The organism is Fibrobacter sp. UWB10, assembly GCF_900182935.1.
GTDB classification, from domain to species: Bacteria; Fibrobacterota; Fibrobacteria; order Fibrobacterales; family Fibrobacteraceae; genus Fibrobacter; species Fibrobacter succinogenes_O.
Window position 1 is genome coordinate 232,883 of sequence record NZ_FXUE01000001.1, and the last position, 17,583, is coordinate 250,465.

General features: G+C 48.6%; 17 protein-coding genes and 2 tRNA genes. 8 read left to right on the forward strand and 11 right to left on the reverse strand.

Annotation, left to right across the window (positions count from 1 at the left end; genetic code table 11):
• The first annotated feature begins 19 nt into the window (after window positions 1-19).
• From QOL41_RS00930 to QOL41_RS00950, 5 genes are all read left to right on the forward strand, one after another.
• The gene (locus QOL41_RS00930; RefSeq protein ID WP_283428280.1) at window positions 20-793 is read left to right on the forward strand and encodes an MlaE family ABC transporter permease; all 774 of its coding nucleotides are present in this window, start codon (window positions 20-22) and stop codon (window positions 791-793) included.
• Window positions 793-1,119 carry a DciA family protein gene (locus tag QOL41_RS00935; RefSeq protein ID WP_283428281.1) on the forward strand — a complete coding sequence of 109 codons (327 nt, stop codon included), beginning with the start codon at window positions 793-795 and terminating at the stop codon, window positions 1,117-1,119. Before QOL41_RS00930 ends, QOL41_RS00935 begins: the two co-directional genes overlap by 1 nt.
• A gap of 59 nt (window positions 1,120-1,178) precedes the next feature.
• On the forward strand, window positions 1,179-3,116 hold the full coding sequence (gene gyrB, locus QOL41_RS00940) for a DNA topoisomerase (ATP-hydrolyzing) subunit B (protein WP_173653193.1): 1,938 nt from the start codon (window positions 1,179-1,181) through the stop codon (window positions 3,114-3,116).
• An 8-nt stretch (window positions 3,117-3,124) separates the two neighbouring features.
• Entirely contained in the window at window positions 3,125-4,129 is a 1,005-nt protein-coding gene (locus QOL41_RS00945; protein ID WP_283428282.1) for a polyprenyl synthetase family protein, read from the forward strand.
• Between the two features lie 44 nt (window positions 4,130-4,173).
• Window positions 4,174-4,246 (forward strand) — tRNA-Ala (locus QOL41_RS00950).
• 35 nt (window positions 4,247-4,281) lie between these two features.
• Here QOL41_RS00950 and QOL41_RS00955 read toward each other — a convergent pair.
• From QOL41_RS00955 to QOL41_RS00980, 6 genes are all read right to left on the reverse strand, one after another.
• Window positions 4,282-5,517, reverse strand: coding sequence for a hypothetical protein (locus tag QOL41_RS00955; protein WP_283428283.1), 1,236 nt, complete (start codon window positions 5,515-5,517; stop codon window positions 4,282-4,284).
• Between the two features lie 81 nt (window positions 5,518-5,598).
• Window positions 5,599-6,051 (reverse strand): hypothetical protein, encoded by a 453-nt coding sequence (locus QOL41_RS00960; RefSeq protein WP_283428284.1) that lies wholly within the window; start codon window positions 6,049-6,051, stop codon window positions 5,599-5,601.
• Between the two features lie 87 nt (window positions 6,052-6,138).
• On the reverse strand, window positions 6,139-7,593 hold the full coding sequence (locus QOL41_RS00965; RefSeq protein ID WP_283428285.1) for a sigma-54 interaction domain-containing protein: 1,455 nt from the start codon (window positions 7,591-7,593) through the stop codon (window positions 6,139-6,141).
• A gap of 18 nt (window positions 7,594-7,611) precedes the next feature.
• Window positions 7,612-8,772 carry a serine/threonine protein kinase gene (locus QOL41_RS00970; RefSeq protein ID WP_283428286.1) on the reverse strand — a complete coding sequence of 387 codons (1,161 nt, stop codon included), beginning with the start codon at window positions 8,770-8,772 and terminating at the stop codon, window positions 7,612-7,614.
• Entirely contained in the window at window positions 8,769-9,473 is a 705-nt protein-coding gene (locus tag QOL41_RS00975) for a tetratricopeptide repeat protein (protein WP_173653187.1), read from the reverse strand. The genes QOL41_RS00970 and QOL41_RS00975 overlap by 4 nt, the downstream gene beginning before the upstream one ends.
• A gap of 78 nt (window positions 9,474-9,551) precedes the next feature.
• Complete coding sequence (locus QOL41_RS00980) at window positions 9,552-9,986, reverse strand: DUF3332 family protein (protein WP_173653186.1); 435 nt, start codon at window positions 9,984-9,986, stop codon at window positions 9,552-9,554.
• A gap of 280 nt (window positions 9,987-10,266) precedes the next feature.
• Between QOL41_RS00980 and QOL41_RS00985 the strand changes: the two genes are divergently transcribed.
• Both QOL41_RS00985 and QOL41_RS00990 read left to right on the forward strand, forming a co-directional pair.
• Window positions 10,267-11,793, forward strand: a complete 1,527-nt coding sequence (locus tag QOL41_RS00985; protein ID WP_283428287.1) for an extracellular solute-binding protein — start codon at window positions 10,267-10,269, stop codon at window positions 11,791-11,793.
• A gap of 23 nt (window positions 11,794-11,816) precedes the next feature.
• Complete coding sequence (locus QOL41_RS00990) at window positions 11,817-13,685, forward strand: diguanylate cyclase (protein WP_283428288.1); 1,869 nt, start codon at window positions 11,817-11,819, stop codon at window positions 13,683-13,685.
• Window positions 13,686-13,751: 66 nt separating this feature from the next.
• Here the strand turns inward: QOL41_RS00990 and QOL41_RS00995 are convergent.
• Window positions 13,752-13,825: transfer RNA gene (locus QOL41_RS00995), tRNA-Pro, on the reverse strand.
• A gap of 75 nt (window positions 13,826-13,900) precedes the next feature.
• Window positions 13,901-14,626, reverse strand: a complete 726-nt coding sequence (locus tag QOL41_RS01000) for a hypothetical protein (protein WP_173653183.1) — start codon at window positions 14,624-14,626, stop codon at window positions 13,901-13,903.
• 34 nt (window positions 14,627-14,660) lie between these two features.
• Between QOL41_RS01000 and QOL41_RS01005 the strand changes: the two genes are divergently transcribed.
• Window positions 14,661-15,278 carry a hypothetical protein gene (locus tag QOL41_RS01005; protein ID WP_173653182.1) on the forward strand — a complete coding sequence of 206 codons (618 nt, stop codon included), beginning with the start codon at window positions 14,661-14,663 and terminating at the stop codon, window positions 15,276-15,278.
• 8 nt (window positions 15,279-15,286) lie between these two features.
• Here QOL41_RS01005 and QOL41_RS01010 read toward each other — a convergent pair whose 3' ends face one another.
• The 3 genes from QOL41_RS01010 to QOL41_RS01020 form a co-directional block, all read right to left on the reverse strand.
• Window positions 15,287-16,600, reverse strand: coding sequence for a tyrosine-protein phosphatase (locus QOL41_RS01010; protein ID WP_283428289.1), 1,314 nt, complete (start codon window positions 16,598-16,600; stop codon window positions 15,287-15,289).
• An 81-nt stretch (window positions 16,601-16,681) separates the two neighbouring features.
• Window positions 16,682-17,359 (reverse strand): HAD family hydrolase, encoded by a 678-nt coding sequence (locus QOL41_RS01015; RefSeq protein ID WP_283428290.1) that lies wholly within the window; start codon window positions 17,357-17,359, stop codon window positions 16,682-16,684.
• Window positions 17,360-17,380: 21 nt separating this feature from the next.
• Window positions 17,381-17,575 carry a hypothetical protein gene (locus tag QOL41_RS01020; RefSeq protein WP_163438793.1) on the reverse strand — a complete coding sequence of 65 codons (195 nt, stop codon included), beginning with the start codon at window positions 17,573-17,575 and terminating at the stop codon, window positions 17,381-17,383.
• Window positions 17,576-17,583: the final 8 nt, after the last annotated feature.

Genomic DNA, 17,583 nt, shown 5'->3' on the forward strand with positions numbered 1-17,583 from the left:
CTGACTCTTGATTACCATCATGAACAGAATCGCAGAAAGCCTGGGTAAGTTTATCCGGAAGTTTCTGCATACGGTGGTAAGCTACTTACACTTCGTTTGGCAGCTTTTCAAGAGCGTTCCCGGCGCATTTAGCAACTTCCACACAACCGTGGAACAAATGCAGCACGTAGGCCTCACCAGTATTCCCGTGGTGGTGGCAGCATCGCTTGCCACAGGCGCCATTATGGCATGGCAGCTCGCTTACCAATTTGCAGACATCATTCCATTGATGTTTGTGGGTATGGCTGTCGGTAAGTCGGTGATGGTGGAACTCTGCCCGATTTTGACCGCCATGGTGCTTGCAGGCCGAATTGGAGCTTCCATGTGTTCCGAACTTGGAACGATGGCCGTGACCGAACAGCTTGACGCTTACAAAGTGCTTGGCTTAAGCCCCTACAAGTTCTTGCTTGCACCGCGCCTGATTGCAACGATTATCATGCTTCCGACCCTTACGATTATCAGTATCTTTATCGGTATCGTAGGCGGTTACGAAGTGGCCCACCTTTACAAAGACGTTTCCTTTGCCGTATTCTTTTACGGAGTGCGCATGTTCTATCAGAACTGGGACTTGGTCGTGGGCCTTATCAAGGCAACCCTTTACGGCTACTTTATCGCAAGCTACGCCTGCTTCTTTGGCTTTACGACCCATAGCGGTGCCGAAGGCGTAGGTAAGAGCACCAAGGCTACCGTTGTCGCAGGCATGACGAGTATTTTGATTGGCGGCTTTGTCCTTTCGAAACTGCTGTTGCTCTAATGGAAAATCCTTACCGCATCAAGCGCAAGAAACCGGTCTGCGGGAAAGATCCCGAAGACATTAGCGTGCTGTTGCAAATGGTTCTGGACAAGGCCCACATCACCGATGAAATGGCCCTTGAAAAGCTAACAAACGGCCTCGAAATGATCGTGGGTCCACTCATAAAACCACACGTTCAAATCGTCAAATTCGAGCGCAATATTTTGACGCTAAAGTGCGGTAGTTCCGCGTGGAAACAGGAACTTTTTTTGCAAAAAAAAGCTATTATTGACAAGTGTAATTTATTGCTCGGAAAGCCTTCTGTAAAGAACATTCTTTTCGTTTAAAAGCATGTTAAAAAGGCCCACGAGCATCAAGAATTTAGAAGAAGAAAACAAGGTAAAAAATGGCAGAAGAATCTGAAGAAATGAAAAAGGCCGAAGAAGACTACAGCGGCTCTAGCATTACCGTTTTGGAAGGCCTCGAAGCCGTGCGCGTACGCCCGGCCATGTACATCGGCTCGACAGACATCCGCGGTCTCCACCACCTGGTATGGGAAGTGGTCGACAACTCCGTGGACGAAGCCTTGGCCGGATTCTGCAGCCATATTGAAATTTCCATTTTGCCGGGTAACGGCATTCGCGTGACCGACAACGGTCGTGGCATTCCGACCGACATTCACCCCAAGGAAAAGGTCGGCACCATCCAGGTCGTGATGACCAAGTTGCATGCCGGTGGTAAGTTCAACAATAGCTCTTACAAGGTCTCTGCCGGTTTGCACGGCGTGGGCGTGAGCTGCGTGAACGCACTTTCCAACAAGTTGGTTGTGACCGTGCGCCGCAATGGCCGCGTGGTTCAGCAGGAATTTGCCCGTGGCGTTCCGTGCGGTCCGCAGGTAGATTTGGGTGAAAGCGATGGTACGACCGGTACTTCTGTTGAATTCTACCCGGACGATACGATTTTCAGCGAAACCGTTTACGTGTATGACACGCTCGCTACGCGTTTCCGCGAACTCGCCTTCCTTATGAGCGGGCTCCGCTTGACGCTTACCGACGAACGTACCGAAGAAAAGCACAGCGAAACCTTCTGCTACCCCGGTGGCGTTTCTGAATTCGTGCGCTTTGTTGACGAACACCGTACGCCGCTGTTCCAAGAACCGATTCACTTGGTGCTCCCCGATGGTCAGTATCCGCTGGAAGTGGCCATGTGGTACAACGACGGCTATCAGGAAAACTTCTTTAGCTTTGTGAACAACGTGAACACCTATGATGGTGGTACGCACGTGACGGGCTTTAAGACAGCCCTCACCCGCGTTATCGGCAAGTTCGCACAAGAAATGCCCAAGGGCAAGAAAGACATTACCATTACCGCCGACGATATCCGTGAAGGCCTTACCGCCGTCATCGCTATCAAGGTCTCGCAGCCGCAGTTCGAAGGTCAGACCAAGCGCAAACTCGGCAATTCCGAAATCGCAGGCTACGTTGCATCTGCTTTCGGCGCTAAGCTGGAAGAATACTTCCAGGAAAACCCGGCTGCGGTCAAGATTATCTTGGACAAGGTTTACAACGCCGCCGTGGCCCGCGAAGCAGCCCACAAGGCACGCACCCTCGCCCGCCGCAAGAACGTTCTTGAAAGCGGTGGACTTCCGGGTAAACTCGCGGACTGTTCTAGCCGCGACCCCAAGGAATGCGAACTGTTCATCGTGGAAGGTGACTCTGCAGGTGGTTCTGCAAAGATGGGCCGTAACCGCGAGTTCCAGGCCATTCTCCCGCTCCGTGGTAAGATTTTGAACGTGGAAAAGGCTAGCCTTCACCGCGTGCTCGATACCGAAGAAATCCAGAACCTGGTGAACGCCATCGGTTGCGGCCTCGGTACCGAATGCAAACTCGAAAAGCTCCGCTACAACAAGATTGTGATTATGACCGATGCTGATGTGGACGGATCTCACATTCAGACTTTGCTCCTCACCTTCTTCTTCCGCTACATGCGCCCGCTCATTGACGAAGGCCACGTGTTCCTCGCCATGCCGCCCCTGTTCAAGCTCAAGGTTGGCACCAAGGACACTTACCTGTTCGACGAAACCGCCAAGGACGAAGCCATGGCGAAGCTCGAAGACAAGAAGAACGTGACCATCAGCCGATTCAAAGGTCTTGGCGAAATGTCTCCGGAACAGCTTTCTGAAACGACCATGGACCCCACCAAGCGATTCCTCAAGCAGTGCTATGTGGAAGACGCCGTGGCCGCCGACCAGATTTTCAGCATGCTGATGGGCGAAGACGTGGAACCGCGCCGCAAGTTCATTGAATCTAACGCTTACAAGGTCTTGGACGACCTGGATATTTAAAGGTCCCAATGGCTCCGACTAAGGCAGATTTTCAGACCGTGCTGACTCAAGCACGTTCACTTGTTCAAGAACAATTGAAACTTACCGAAAACGTTATTTTCGGTGTCGCTAAAAACGCTCCTGCAGGAATCGGCGAGCGATTGGATTCTTTGTTCCAGCGCAAAGGTAAGCGCATTCGTTCTACGCTTCTTTGCCTGATTGCTCAGAGCGGCACGCAAAAGCCCGACAGCCTTCGCGTGGCACACGCTTGCGCAGGCATTGAGCTTTTGCACCTTGCAAGCCTTGTGCATGACGACATTATCGATGGCACAGACATTCGCCGCGGGCAAAAGACTGCGCACAAGGAATGGGGCACGCAAGTGGCCGTTCTGATTGGCGACTATGTTCTTTCGCAGGCCATGCAGTGCGTGATTGATGAAGAATCGCACGACATTCCGACAGTGCTTTCCAAGGCCGCAGACAAATTAATTGCCGGCGAAATTCTGGAACTGGACCAGTCCGGAAACATGCGTCTTTCGTTCGAAGAATACGATCGCATTATCGACGGAAAGACCGCCGCCTTGATTGCAGCAGCAGCACGCATCGGAGCAATTCTCGCCGGATTCGACAAGGCTCTTATCGACAACTGCGCCCAAATGGGAAGCCACTTCGGCATTGCATTCCAGATTATCGACGACCTTTTGGACTACGGTTTTGGTAGCAAGAATTTGGACAAAGCCAAGTTCACCGATCTCGGCAACGGACTCATTACGCTCCCGCTGTTGTACTACTTTGAAGGCTGCAATGCGCAGGAACGTTCCGACATGGAAGCCCTTATTGCAAAGGCAGACCAGGCCGGAGTTCCCGAAGAAATCATCGAGAAGTTGAATACAAAGGATGCTTTCAAGAAAGCAAAAGCTTGCGCCCAAGACCATTTGGAAAAGGCGCTTGAAATTGCACAAGGTTTGCCGAACTCGACGTTCACAGACGAAATCATCCAGATGTTTTCGTCGATGGACAACCGCGGCAACTAGCTCTTGACAATGGCGGAGGCTAATTCTATATTTCCGCCAAACCTGGGGATATAGCTCAGTTGGTAGAGCGACAGGTTCGCAATCTGTAGGTCATGGGTTCGACTCCCACTATCTCCATAAAAAAGCAGGACTGAGTCCTGCTTTTTTCGTTTTTAAATTTCCCACTTGAAGCCGACTTTCAGTTCTGTCAATATTGTATTTCTTGGATAAATTCCAACATAATATTTCGGCAGGCTATAATGCTTGTAAAACTGCTCGGCACCCAAATAAAGCGTCAACGCATTCGGTTTCCAATAGAGCATGGTTCCCCAGACGCCGCTAAACTTTCCCATCTTTTCGTAATCGCTATCCGGGCCGTCCAATACAAAGCCATAGAACAGATTGAGTCTCGCTTCGACCGTTATATTGCGTTTGAATTTATAGGAGACTTGCGAACGAAGCGTCGGACCAAACCACTTAGCATAGTACTTGGGAATCGAAACATCAGCAGTCGATTCCGAATTTTGCGGAGCATTCCGTTGCGCCCAATACATGGAATCGATTTTCCCGATATTCCAGTTATAGCATTCCGGTCCGTAGGTTTCCAAACACACCTGCATCGGGTTTTGCCAGTTCCCGTACATAGGATTACTTCCACCCCAATACGAGTTCCATTGTTCCACATTGCCCTCATTTTCTGAGTCTTCAACCGTATTCTTGTACGTCTCAACAAATTTTACGAAGTCGACTGCGGAATCGGCTTCGAAGCGTGCGCCCACATAAGCCGAACCGTTCAAGCCATAAGGAACAGTTCTGTGCCAAGAGCCATACAACGCAAACGAAAGCGGACCGTCAGGATCATAGTAACCCCAGACTGCGGCACCGACACGCTGCTTTTCAAACCGATAAAAATCGCGTTCCACCCATGCATAAAAATTGGGGGAAACGTAGGCGCCTTCGACAACCTTGATGTCGGCGCCCACATCAACCATCAGTGATTTTCCAACCAAGGAATATTCAAGCCCGACCGAGATATTCCAGTCGTTCGTATCGAGCACGGGCATATCGTCGTTCGCCACAAACCAGTCGCCCGAAAAGCCAAGTCCAAAAGAATGAATCCAGTCACCCGAAGAATAGTCTACGAACGGCGTTAGCGAAAAGAAGACATCTCCACCGGTTTCACTGACTTTCTCTACGCCCCCGTATTCGTTATAATGCAAGCCGTAAAAACCGATATCGCCTAAAAAACGAAGCGACCACGGATTCTTTTTTTCCTCAACCGTATCAAGGGCTTTATAGTAGTCATCAATAATTTCGCGAATTTCTTCTGTATAGGGGCCAGGAATCTCAACCGCCTCTTCGAAGGCCGCAAGGGCGGCCGTCACATCACCGGCTTCTTCAGCTTTCATTGCACGAAAGTATACAGATTCTTGCGTCTCAGCAAAAAGCAAAGACGTAAGCAACAAGAGCACTACTGCAACGAAGCGCATCTAAGGATGGGGATGATACATCGGCCCCATTGGATACATGGGATTCATTGGAGCCGGCCCCGGACCATGGGGCATTTCTCGCATCGGGTTCATTTGATGAGACTCAGGTTGCTCATAAAAAGGACGACGTTCGCGAGACTGATTTTTTGGGATTTCCCCCTCAAAGCGAGGCTTTTCGTCCCGTTTTTTCGAGACTTCCTGGCGGATATTTTTCTTTTCGGCAGCGGAACTATTGCGCAAGTCCGTAAGAATTCTCTCTCGGGCAGCACGACGTTCTGCGCGCAATTTTTGCCAATCTGCGCTTTCCTTCGCACCAAGATTGGGCATTTCTCGCGAAATTTCCATATTCTCGGCGGGGGTCGGGACAGAAGACTCCGGACGCGCAGAAGATGGAGCAGCGTAGCTAAGCGCTGCAGCCATCATAATTGTCGTTATGAGAGTAGTCTTTTTCATACTCATTCTCTTGCAAATTCCGTGCCAACCGTCCTTTTGGGCCTATGCCAGCAATTTCTTGCTAGTCAGTACCCTAAATATATATAATTATTTCTTAAAGTCCTCTTTTTTCATTCCAAGGCGTTCCATGATTTCGCGGAGAACCTTGCGATCGATGCCCAAAATCGTCGCTGCAAGCGTCAAATTCGCATTGCTGTCAGAAAGCGCCCGACTAATCACTTCACGTTCCACGATTTCGCGAGCTTCTTTAAGCGTACGCGGCGATTCCTTGGCCTGCGCCTGGACATCGCCCAAACCCAAATCAGCCGGCTGGATTACGCCATGCACCGCCTGAACCAAGGCCTTCTGGACCTTATTTTCGAGTTCACGCACGTTACCCGGCCAATGATAGCTGAGCATGGCCTTTTCGGCATTGCGGCTCAAATGGAACTTGCCTCGGCCATATTCTGCGCCATAGCGGGTCAGAAATTCTTCGGCCAGGAGCACAACATCTTGCCCGCGCTCCCTTAAAGGCGGCATTTCAACCGGCATTACCTGAATGCGGAAGTACAAATCTTCTCTAAAGCGCTTGGTTTTGACAGCATCTTCCAGGTCTACGTGAGTCGCACTAATGATGCGCACGTTCACCGGAATTTCGCGATTGTCGCCCACGCGTGTAATATGCTTTTCCTGCAATACACGCAAAAGCTTTACCTGCATGTTCATGGGCAGTTCCCCGATTTCGTCGAGGAAAATCGTTCCGCCATCAGCTTCTTCAAAGAATCCCTTACGGGTTTCAATAGCGCCCGTAAACGAGCCCTTGGCATGCCCAAACAAGAGCGATTCCATCAAGTGTTCCGGAATGGCACCGCAGTTTACCGCCACAAAAGGCTTGTCTGCGCGGGGACTATGTCTATGAATGTAGCGGGCAACGACTTCTTTACCGGTTCCCGTTTCGCCACGAATAATGACCGGCATCGGGAGTACCGCTAATTTGTCTGCAAGCGCAATCAAATCAGCCATTGCCTTGCTCGAATATACGATCCCGTCTTTGCGGATGACGTTTCTTAAAATATTCAGCGATTCCTTATCACGCAGGCGATCGAATGCGGCAAAGGCGAACTTTTCGCACACCATCACGAACGAATCGAACAGGGCGCTATCATCTTCAGTAAAAGGTTCTTCGCGGGCGGCGCGCTGCAAGTACAAATAACCGGCTTCGCTTTCGGGCGTGCGGAAAGGCGACACCATAATGCTTGTCAGCTGGTTTTGTACAATCGACTTCGAAAGGTCAGCGGAATCGTCATCGAGCTGATTCCACACCACCGCTTTCTTTTCAAGCTTGGCCTGCTTTACTGCAGAAATCGAAATGGAAACTTTTTCAGGATTGCTTAGGTGAATTGCGTTTTCGCCACCCGTATCCAAGACCGCGGCATCGGCATGCAACACGTTCTTTGCAACTTCAAGGATTTTCACAAAAAGTGATTCCGGCTGGACTTCGTCCAACAGGATTTTCACGACATCCAGCATTTTTTCTGTAGCTAGCATCGATTCTGACTTCATGCGAAACCTCTTGAAAAATTATTCCGATACTGGCGTAGGCAAATCCTCCAGCATCTTCAGCGGAACCGAATCAGGGGCAGAATCCAATTGATTTTCTATACCCGACTCCACCGATTCCAAACTTCTCGATTTCTGGAGCAATAAATTTCCTGTTTCGTCGATGTCGGGACTTTTGGTTCCAACACAGACCAGAAACACCATTGCAATTAATATAAGTCCGAAAATGGCCAAAACGGCAATTTTTAAGGTATTTTTTTTGTTTTCACCGCCATTTTTGCGATACGGAAATTCATTTTTCGGGGCTATCGGGAATTTTTGTTCCATTTTTATGGCAAGCACTTCATCTGCATATTTCTGCAAGGCCGTCTGGACAGTCACCTCTCCCACCCCGATGGAATCGAGAGCGATTTCTAAAAGTTCATCTAGTTCGTCAAAATCTTCGGCGCGGTCTTCGGCTTTTGCCCGCAAGAGAGCCTTCCATAACGAATCCAGCGCAGAAAGTTCCTGAGCGCTACAGCAATCCAATTCATAAAGCCGAGACGAGACATCGACAGAATCGATAGTCAGAGCTTGAGCCGCTAGTTTGTTGTAATCGCCGGAATCAAGCAAGTCTACCCCAGCTATCCAGCGGAACAGGAGCATCCCCAAGCTGTAAAGGTCACTTTGTTCGCTCGCAGGCTTTCCTTGAAAGCGCTCCGGCGCCGCATAAGCCAAGGCTCCGGGTCCGACAATGCCGCAATCAATCACAAGCGTCTGCAAGCTTTCGCCCGACTTGCAAAGCAAGATATTCGAAGGATTGATATCGCCGTGATGGATGTCTTCTTTATTCAAGGCGTCCAGCGTATGCACCACCTGGCGCAAGAGATTCAACGCTACAGGCACCGGCATTGCAGGAATGTCGGCAGAACTTGCGCCATCGACAAAATCGTAAACCAAGTACGGCGTATTATCGCGAACGCCCGACTCGCGAATTCGATAAAGTCCCGGAATGTTCAAGTGCTTTAGGCGGCCCACGACAGCGTCTTCAAAACTGCAACCCGAATGATACCACTTTAAGGCGTATAAATCTTCGCCACATACAAGTTCATAAACGTCGGCTTCGCCGCCCTGATGCAACAAGGCCGATTCGCATGCCTTGTCCAGAATGCTTGCCGTAGACACTTCGCTTTTTACGCTCATAGTCTACCCGAAAGCACCATCGACTTCAAAGAATCTTCGGCAACCTGCGTCCAGTAAATCAGGGACCTGTTTGTCGGTGCCTTCTGAAGTCCAGCCGACCAAGTATCCCATGCCGCTTCCACATCGCCCTCATCCCAGTAAATATTTCCGAGGTTAATGTATGCAGACACAAATCCAGGCTCTCGCGTTACAATGTGGATGAATATATTCTTTGCGATATTCAAGTCACCGGGAGCGCTGCTTTGGGCAAGAATCAAGCCCTTCAAGTTATAACTAAAATAGTTCAGGCTATCCAATCCGATAGATTTATCCAATAAGGGCAGTACGTTCGCAGAAGCATCGTGGTTCAACGTTGCTCGGGCCAGGTAGAACAGGCACGTAGAATAATTAGCATCGATTTTTCCGCTGCTATCTAGACCGTATAGAATCTTGAATTCACGGGCCGCACGGCTCCAACGGACAAACGAAGAGTCCTTAAACCGGTCAGTCTGCTCCGCCACGGCGTAATAAGAAAGGGCCAACCCGTAACGGGCGTCGCGGTTTGCAGGTTCGACATCCAAGGCTTTCGAGAAATTTGCAATGGCGCGTTCGTAGTCGCCAATACGCAAGGCGTCGTTACCACGCTTGATGTCGTCTTTGACACAAGACATCAAGAAAAAGGTGAGCGAAAGCACCCCTATGTAACACACACGCCATAGCATAGCCTAAATATATAATAAAATAAATAAAAAGAGACCTTGGCAAAAACCAAGGTCCTTGAATTTCAATCAAGTAAGAAATTACTTGTCGAGTTCGCGCTGAGCAACAACGTTACCTTCGGCGTCGAGGGCGCGGATAACGTTTTCATCGCGCTGGAGGGTCATGGTGGCCTTTTCGCCAGCAGCGGTGGTCATTTCAACGGTCATAGAACCGTCAGCATTCTTGACAGCGGCAATTTCGTTGCCCTGAGCGTCCTTTTCATAGTAGGAGTCGCCAGAAGCGAGCGGGTTGGAGCCAGTCCAGAATTCGACAGTGTTGAGGACGAGGAAGTCCACGAACAGAGCGATACCGTAGACCGGGATCACGTTCATGCCGAAGTGCACGATGGAGTTGAGCCACTTGTTACCAAGGGTGCCGTTCCAAGCGAGCAACTTGTTGAAGCATGCGTACTTGCCATAGCAGCCGGAAAGAACAATCATGCCGGCGCAGAGAAGGGTAATGATACCTTTTTTCATTTTTTTAACTCCTTAAGGGTTGATTATCGTTTTCTTACGACAAGAAAAATATAACTAAAAAATGATGGTTTGGTGAGATGCCCCCTTTTTTTTCAATTTTTTAACTTTCAAAAATCGTTAAAATAGTAAATAAAACTTTACAAATAAAACTATAGGTCCCTATTCCAATTTAGAGTAGCAAAACAGGCCCTTAGAGGGGTGATTTTTATCACTTTTATGATTTTTTTGTTATTTTAATGTTCAAATACCAAGAAGAAGAAAAATCAGAGGAGTTGTTCAAATGGGTATCGGAAAGAATCGTATTATACATTCTATTTTGGCTTTGGCTATTGTATCCACAGCGGCAATGGCTGCCCCCAAAAAACAGCCGCTCACAGTTTGGATTATGCCAAACGGAGCATCTCCGCAAGAAATTCTCGAAAAACGACTTGAACTCTATACCAAGAAGACCAATATTCCGACTAAGGTCGAAGTGCTTGACTGGGGTGAAGCCTGGACCCGTATTTCGCAGGCCCTTGCCGGCCAGACACCCGCACCGGACGTGTTGCAGCTTGGTACCACTTGGATTCCGTATTTCGCTTCTCGCAAAGAAATTAAGCCCTTGAACGAATACCTGTCGTCTATTCAGCCCGAAAGATTTGTACCTGTCAGCTGGAACACGACACATATCGACGAAGATTCGATTATCTACTCGATTCCGTGGTTTATCGACATTCGTCCGGTCCTTGCCAACAAGAGAATCCTTGCTGAACACGGTATCACAAGAGATTCCATCAGGACTTACGAAGGTTTCAAGAACGCTATCCGCAAGGTCAACAGCAAAGATGAAGTCCTTGACGATGGCGCTCACGTAAGAGGTTTCGCCTTCCCCGGCAAGAGCGACTGGAACATTCCGCACAACTTCGCCCCTTGGATCTGGAGTAACGGCGGTTCCTTCATCAAAAAAGATGAAAACGGCAAATGGCATGCAAACATTCTTTCCAAAGAAACCCTTCTTGGTATTTCCAGCTACCTCCACTTTATTATGGATACACTGGTCACTCCCGAAGCCTTGCAGACCAACACCGCCCAAATTGCCCAGCAGTTTAATAACGGCGAACTCGCCTTTATCGTAAGCACTTCTGAAATCGTGATGCAGACCCGTTTCCACGGAAGCATGGGCGGTCTTTCGAATGCCCGTATCGGTAGGGACAGCGTCATGGTTTTCCCCATTCCTAAGGGAAAGGTCGGAAGCGTAAGCTTTATCGGCGGCTCTAACCTTGCCATTCCGACAAACAACAACCGTAAAGAAGCAATCGACCTCTTGCTGTTCTTGTCCAACGATGAAAACCTGGATGCCTACACCAAGCAAATCGGTCTCTTGCCGCCTTCTAGAAAGGTTCTGCAGGAATGGGCTAAAGACGAAGACTACAACATTCTCGTTCGCGCTCTTGAAACCGGTCGCGCCTACGTGGCTATTCCGGAATGGGGCGAACTGGAACAGTTACTTGTCGCCATGTTCAGCGCCATTTGGGAACAGATGGAAATCCCGTCGCTCTACTCCGAAGACAAGCTGTACGAGACATTCCATCAGTACTCCATTGAAATCGACAAGAAGTTGAATTATCCCACAACCAACTTGATGACCGCAGCGGAATTCAAAGCCGCTTGGAACAAGATTAACGAAGAACAAAAGCCTCAGACCGAAGTCGCCAAGGATTCCACAGATGGCGCCATTAACAGCAACATGAAGAAGGCTCCGTTTGTATTCGTGTTCATGCTGGTCTTCGGATTCCTGTTCGCCTTCATCCGCAAGCGCAAGAAATAACAAGTTTTCTAAAGTAACGTCTTATGCCGATTCACACTATATCAGGTTTCTCGCGAAGCATCGTCTTCAAGGTGCTTATCGTTTTGATTGTATCCATGTCCCTTGTGGTCACGGGTAGTAATTTCATCTTTACGTCTAAGCAGACAAACCTGATGCTAGAGTGGAGCTTCAACAACAACGAGTCCATGCTCACTCAGATTGGCAACATGGCCTCTAGCGAAATGAAGCAGTTCGGCGACCGACTGACACTTTTGGCAAAGACTTCGGAAATTCAAAGTCTGGATCCGACGACCGCTACAAGCTACCTTAAAAGCTATAGCGTCTCGTCGCTATTCATTTCGGGCGAAACCGTTACCTTATACGACCGAGCCTTTGAATTCATCTGCGACAATTCCATGGTCGGCATTCCGACAGAAAGTCCATACCCCATTGACTTTTCGCGCATTACTCAGCACCGTCCGTACATGACCCCTTGGTTCAGGGAAGCAAAAGACGCTCCTCCCAAGCGCCTGTTCGGCATTAGCATTATGAACCGCTCCAGTTCTTCCGGTTTCTTGCTCGCTAGTTTTTCGCTTCGCCGTCTTTGGACGAACTTCCCGAACTATAAAATCGGTAAGAACGGATTCCTAGTCGCCATCAATGGTCAGGGCGAAATTCTTTACCACCCCGACTTGAAGCGCTGGCTGACAGACACGCACAAGATTACGGAACTCGGTTTTGCTGACATCGACCCCCGAAACTACGTGATCAAGAAAGCTCATTTCCAGGAACTGAGCGACAAGAAGCAATACCTGGTCAACTATTTCTTTGACACCAATACGGACTTTGGCATTTTTGCTTTCCAACCGAAAAATGAAATCGACGATTTGATTTCTTCGGCTATTCAGGCTAGCATCGCAATTCTGTTTGTGGCAATCCTGATTATATTGATTGTCGCCGCATGGATGTTCTATACACTTGGTCTACCGCTGAACCGCATGACAAGACACATTCGCCAGATTAGCGATGGAAACCTCGACGTCGATGAAATTCATGTGGGCAACCGTAAAGACGAACTGGGCCAGTTGAGCAATGCATTCAATTCTATGCACGATACCATTAAGCGCCAGATTAAAGAACTGAACGCCCATAGGGATATCTTGGAACAGGAAGTCAAGGAACGAACCAAGGATTTAGAAGAAGTCAACAAGAAGCTGGAACTGATTTCGAAGACCGACGAACTGACCGGGCTTCCCAACCGCCGCGAAATGAACGAAACCATCGCAAACGAAATGGGACGTTCCGCTCGCACGCACAAGCCGTTCTGCTTTATCTTTATCGACATCGACCACTTCAAGAATATCAACGACACCTACGGCCATGCTTGCGGTGACATCATCTTGAAATCAGTGGCTCAGACGATTCGCGGCCTGCTGCGCAAGTACGATGTCTTTGCCCGCTACGGCGGCGAAGAATTCTTGACACTGTTGCCGGAAACAGACCTCGAAGGCGCAAGAGTGGTTGCCGAACGCTTCCGCAGACAAATCGAACGAATGACTGTACGTTATGCGGACTTCACCATCAAGATTACAATCACTCTTGGTGTCGCAAAATTCGATGACCGCCTCGGCGCAGACCGCAGTATCCAGATGGCAGACAAGGCCCTTTACCAAGGTAAGGAAGGTGGCCGTAACCGCGTGATCGTGTGGAAGCCTGAATGGGTAACCGAAGCCGACTACGAGGCTGCCGCCATTGAACTTGCCGCTCTGAAAAAGAACGCAGAAGTTCCTAAGGGTCAAAATTTTGAACTAAGCATCGACTACCTCGACGACGAGCCGAAAAAAGGCAACGGCACGATCAACGACGTGGTAGTAGACGAAGGGTCCACCGAAAGCGAAGACAAGCAAGGGTAAGAGTCCCTTAGACACTACAGATTTCTGAGAAACAAAAAACACCGCTTTAAAAAGCGGTGTTTTTTATCGGGATGACTGAATTCGAATCAGCGACCTCTTGAACCCCATTCAAGCGCTCTACCAGGCTGAGCTACATCCCGTTGGTTCATTGGTGGGTCAAAATTAGATAAAAATAGGCTTTTTTGCAAGGCTAACGCCCCAAAAAAGCCAAAAATTTACTTCCAATAACCGACAATCAGCACGTCAGGTGTAGCCTTGGGGTACTTTTTGCTCTTGAACGAAACAATCTTTCGAATGCTCTTCTGCTTGAGTTCCCAGCCTTCGCGAGAAAGGCCTTTAGTCGTAAGCGTGACCTTGAGTCCCGGAACCTTGCCGCCTTCCTTGATTTGTTCCAGTTTGTCGACGTTCAACATAACCGGTTTTGTAGAAATGGAAAACTGCTTGGCCGATTCGGCATCCAAAGCAATATCGGGGCGAGCCTTCTTGTCGGTTTCCCAAATGTAGAACGACCATTCGCGCTTTTCGCCCTTAGCGTAATAGCCAGCATCAAAGAGCTTTTCGCTAAAGACAAACGGTACCTTCACAATGCCGTCCATGTTGGCGAGATAAGGTTTGCCCGTAGTATCGACCAGCACCACCACCGGATTGATTTGGCCTTCCATTTCGGCAGAGCTAAAATCAAACTCAATCGTCACCGTTCCCTTTGCAGGAATCTTGTTCGGGAACTTGAAGTTCGACATGCCATTGCCTTGACCGAACACATTTTCAAGCACGATTTCTTTATTCGTGATATTCGCGCCCTTGAGAATAATGTGCTTGGTATCGCCCTGATTCAGCATACCAATCGGGTAATTTTCAGGAACAAAGCGAATCGCTTCATCTGCCATGGCAGCCGATGCGAAAGCAACAGCCGAAACAAATACAATGCTTTTGAAATTCATGGCTACAATATACAAAAAAACGTATATTTCGGGTATGAAGATCAAATTCGCCATTCTGTTTCTCTTAGCCATATTGCTCTCAAGTTGCGCAAGCGGGTTAAAACCTTCTAACAAGACAGAACCATTTATAACCGAAAGTTCAGTCAACGCTCTCGGCGGCTTAGTTAAAAAAGTCAACCGCACCCTATATTCCCCCATTCCCAAACCGCTTGCTTTCGAATTGGATGGCAAATGGAATATTAAAGTGGAATTTTTCTCCCTCGAAAAGAACCTTGCCGCATACGCCTTGCTCAAAAAGCCCGAATACGTCGAGCTTAGAGGAATGAACAAAGCAGACCTCTACCGCGACCCAGGCTTTACAATCGAAAAAGATGCGAGCGAAGAAGCATTCATTCTCTACTATTTAAAGTGGGATCATGATTATTGGCTGAGCAAATCTGCCGCCTTACGAGCAGGCAAAACCATCGGCCCCGTATACAACAAAGAAAAGCACTACGGAACCGTCAAGGTTGTAAAAGGCGACTTCCAGCGTTGCGTTTTTGCAGCGCTCGTCGACGACGCCATCTACATGATGACAGGCAAAGCAGATGCATCCGAAAAAGACATCTGCGAAACGGAAGCAGAAATCTGGGAAAGCCGAGAATCGTACTAGCTACAAGTTTATCTTAGCCGGTTTTTAAGGGCTTCGATTTCCGAACTTTCCAAACCGAGCGAAAGCAGGTAGGATTCTGTTGCTGCGGCAAGGTCTACGTTTTCGAAATCCGAAATATCGACACCTTCCACCTTGTATGCATTTTGCATCAACCTCACGATAACCGCTTGAATCAGTTCCACTTGCGTTGACGTCAAGGCTACTTGATAGTCTTTGATAACGGTGAAGAAATTCTGGTGCGTTTTCACGTAATCGGCCTTGATTTCTTCGGCAGTCGCCCCCATCAACGCCTCAAGCACGGCAATTGTATAGCCAGTACGGTCCATGCCATAAGTGCAATGCACCAAGTACGGGCCTTCGTGCTCAATCATATAGCGCAGCCCCTTGACGAGCCCTATCTTGAACGGCGAATTTGCAAAAGCGGGTTGCACATCTAGGTACACCACGTTCTGCGATGCATAATAAGATTCCGCATAGCCATTGTACAACTCGGCGTTTGCCTCATTGTCTGTAAGATTCAAGAATGTCTTGACGCCCGCGACCCGAGACAAGGAATCGGCATACTTATTACGGCCAATCGAAGGGTCCAGCGGATTCGACGAACGATACAGAGCACCCTCGCCCATTCCCGTGGTTTTCACCATCCTGAAATTGGCAAAGTCTTCGATGGATAAATCTGGATAAGCCTCTACGTAATACGATATCGAAAGCGATCGCAAATTTTTCAGGTGATCGATATAGCCACCTCTTTTCTGTATTCGAATGGTAACGTCAATCGGGAATGTTATATCACGCCCAAAACCAACGATTTCAGCCATCTGACCATAGCGCGCTTCAAGCTTGATGTAATTTAAGCCCGAAGATACATACAAAAAGAATTCGCCCGGGAATACATCGCTAAAACTTGCAACTACAGGGACCTCTATCGTGTCGTAGCCCGGAATCATCACTGTCACGAAATCACCGTAATCGAACTTAGTCAAGAATGAATCTGCCGCAATATTGAAAATGACACTTCCGAAGGTAAATATTTCAAGCGTATCTTCGACAACGGTCGTTGAAAAATACAAAGAATCTTCTGGAAGTAAATATTTTGAAGAATCTACAGAACTTGACAAAACAAGCGAAGAACTGGAAACATTTTCAGAAGACGAACTTTCTGTTTCCGAAGAATTTTCTTTAGCAACAGAGGAACTAGAAGTCTTTTTCGACGATGTTACCGACGACGAACTGGATTCTTCATCAACAACGGCGCTGCTTTCGCCCTCTGCAGAGGTTGAACTGCTGGCATCATCGCCACAAGCGGCCAGAAAGAAAATCACAGCCGCTTGACACAAGAGACTTATTGAGCGAAATAGAATTTTTTTCATAGTCCCTCCACAGTTCATTCAGAAGATAACTTTTTATGTGCATGCGTTCAGGACGGCACACATTTCAGCATAGCTTTCAACCGTATTTTCGGGCTTTAGCGGGAGTAAATTCACAGGTTTTCCAAAGCCACAAAGGAGCGTAATGCAATCGACCCCGGCATTACGGGCTGCAAGAATGTCCGGCTGGTCATCGCCCACCATTACCGCCTCTTCACGAGAAACGCCCGCCATTTCAAGAATCTTGAGCAAGCCAGCGGGGCTCGGCTTACGTTCGGGCGTGGTATCGCCGCAAAGAATAAATTCAAAACGGTCGCGAAGTCCAAAGTGATTCAGGATTTTTTCGCTAGGGCGAAGCGGCTTGTTCGTGAGCATTGCCACGCGGGCTTTGGAATTGTTCAAAAATTCAACGATTCCCGGATTCGGAAGCGTGCGTTCGGTGCAATGTTCCCAATAAAAATCCGAATAGACCTTGTGAACCATTTCGATGGTCACACCGGAGCGAGCCATATTTTCAGGGAGCGCGGCCTCCCCCATACTACGCTCGATAAGCTTCATGGAACCGTTTCCGATAAAGGTTCGCACGCGCTGTTCTTCGTGTTCCGGGAGCCCAAAATGGCGCAGCGCAAAATTCACCGCCACGGCAAGATCACCAAGCGTATTGAACAGAGTCCCGTCCAAGTCAAAAACAATGAGGGATTTCTTTTGGAGCATAGCGCGCCCAAATGTAGAAATTTACCGAATGAATTCCATCTCGACAAGGAATCGGTAAAAGCAAAGCGCCGACACACCCAGAATAAACACGACGACAATAACAAACTGCACCGGATGCTCATGGAAATCATAATCCGCCTTGCCGTAAGAAAACTTCCCACGGACAATGGCGCTAATGAAAAGCGCTAGAAACAAAAGAGCAAGCAGAAGGGACATGAAACTAC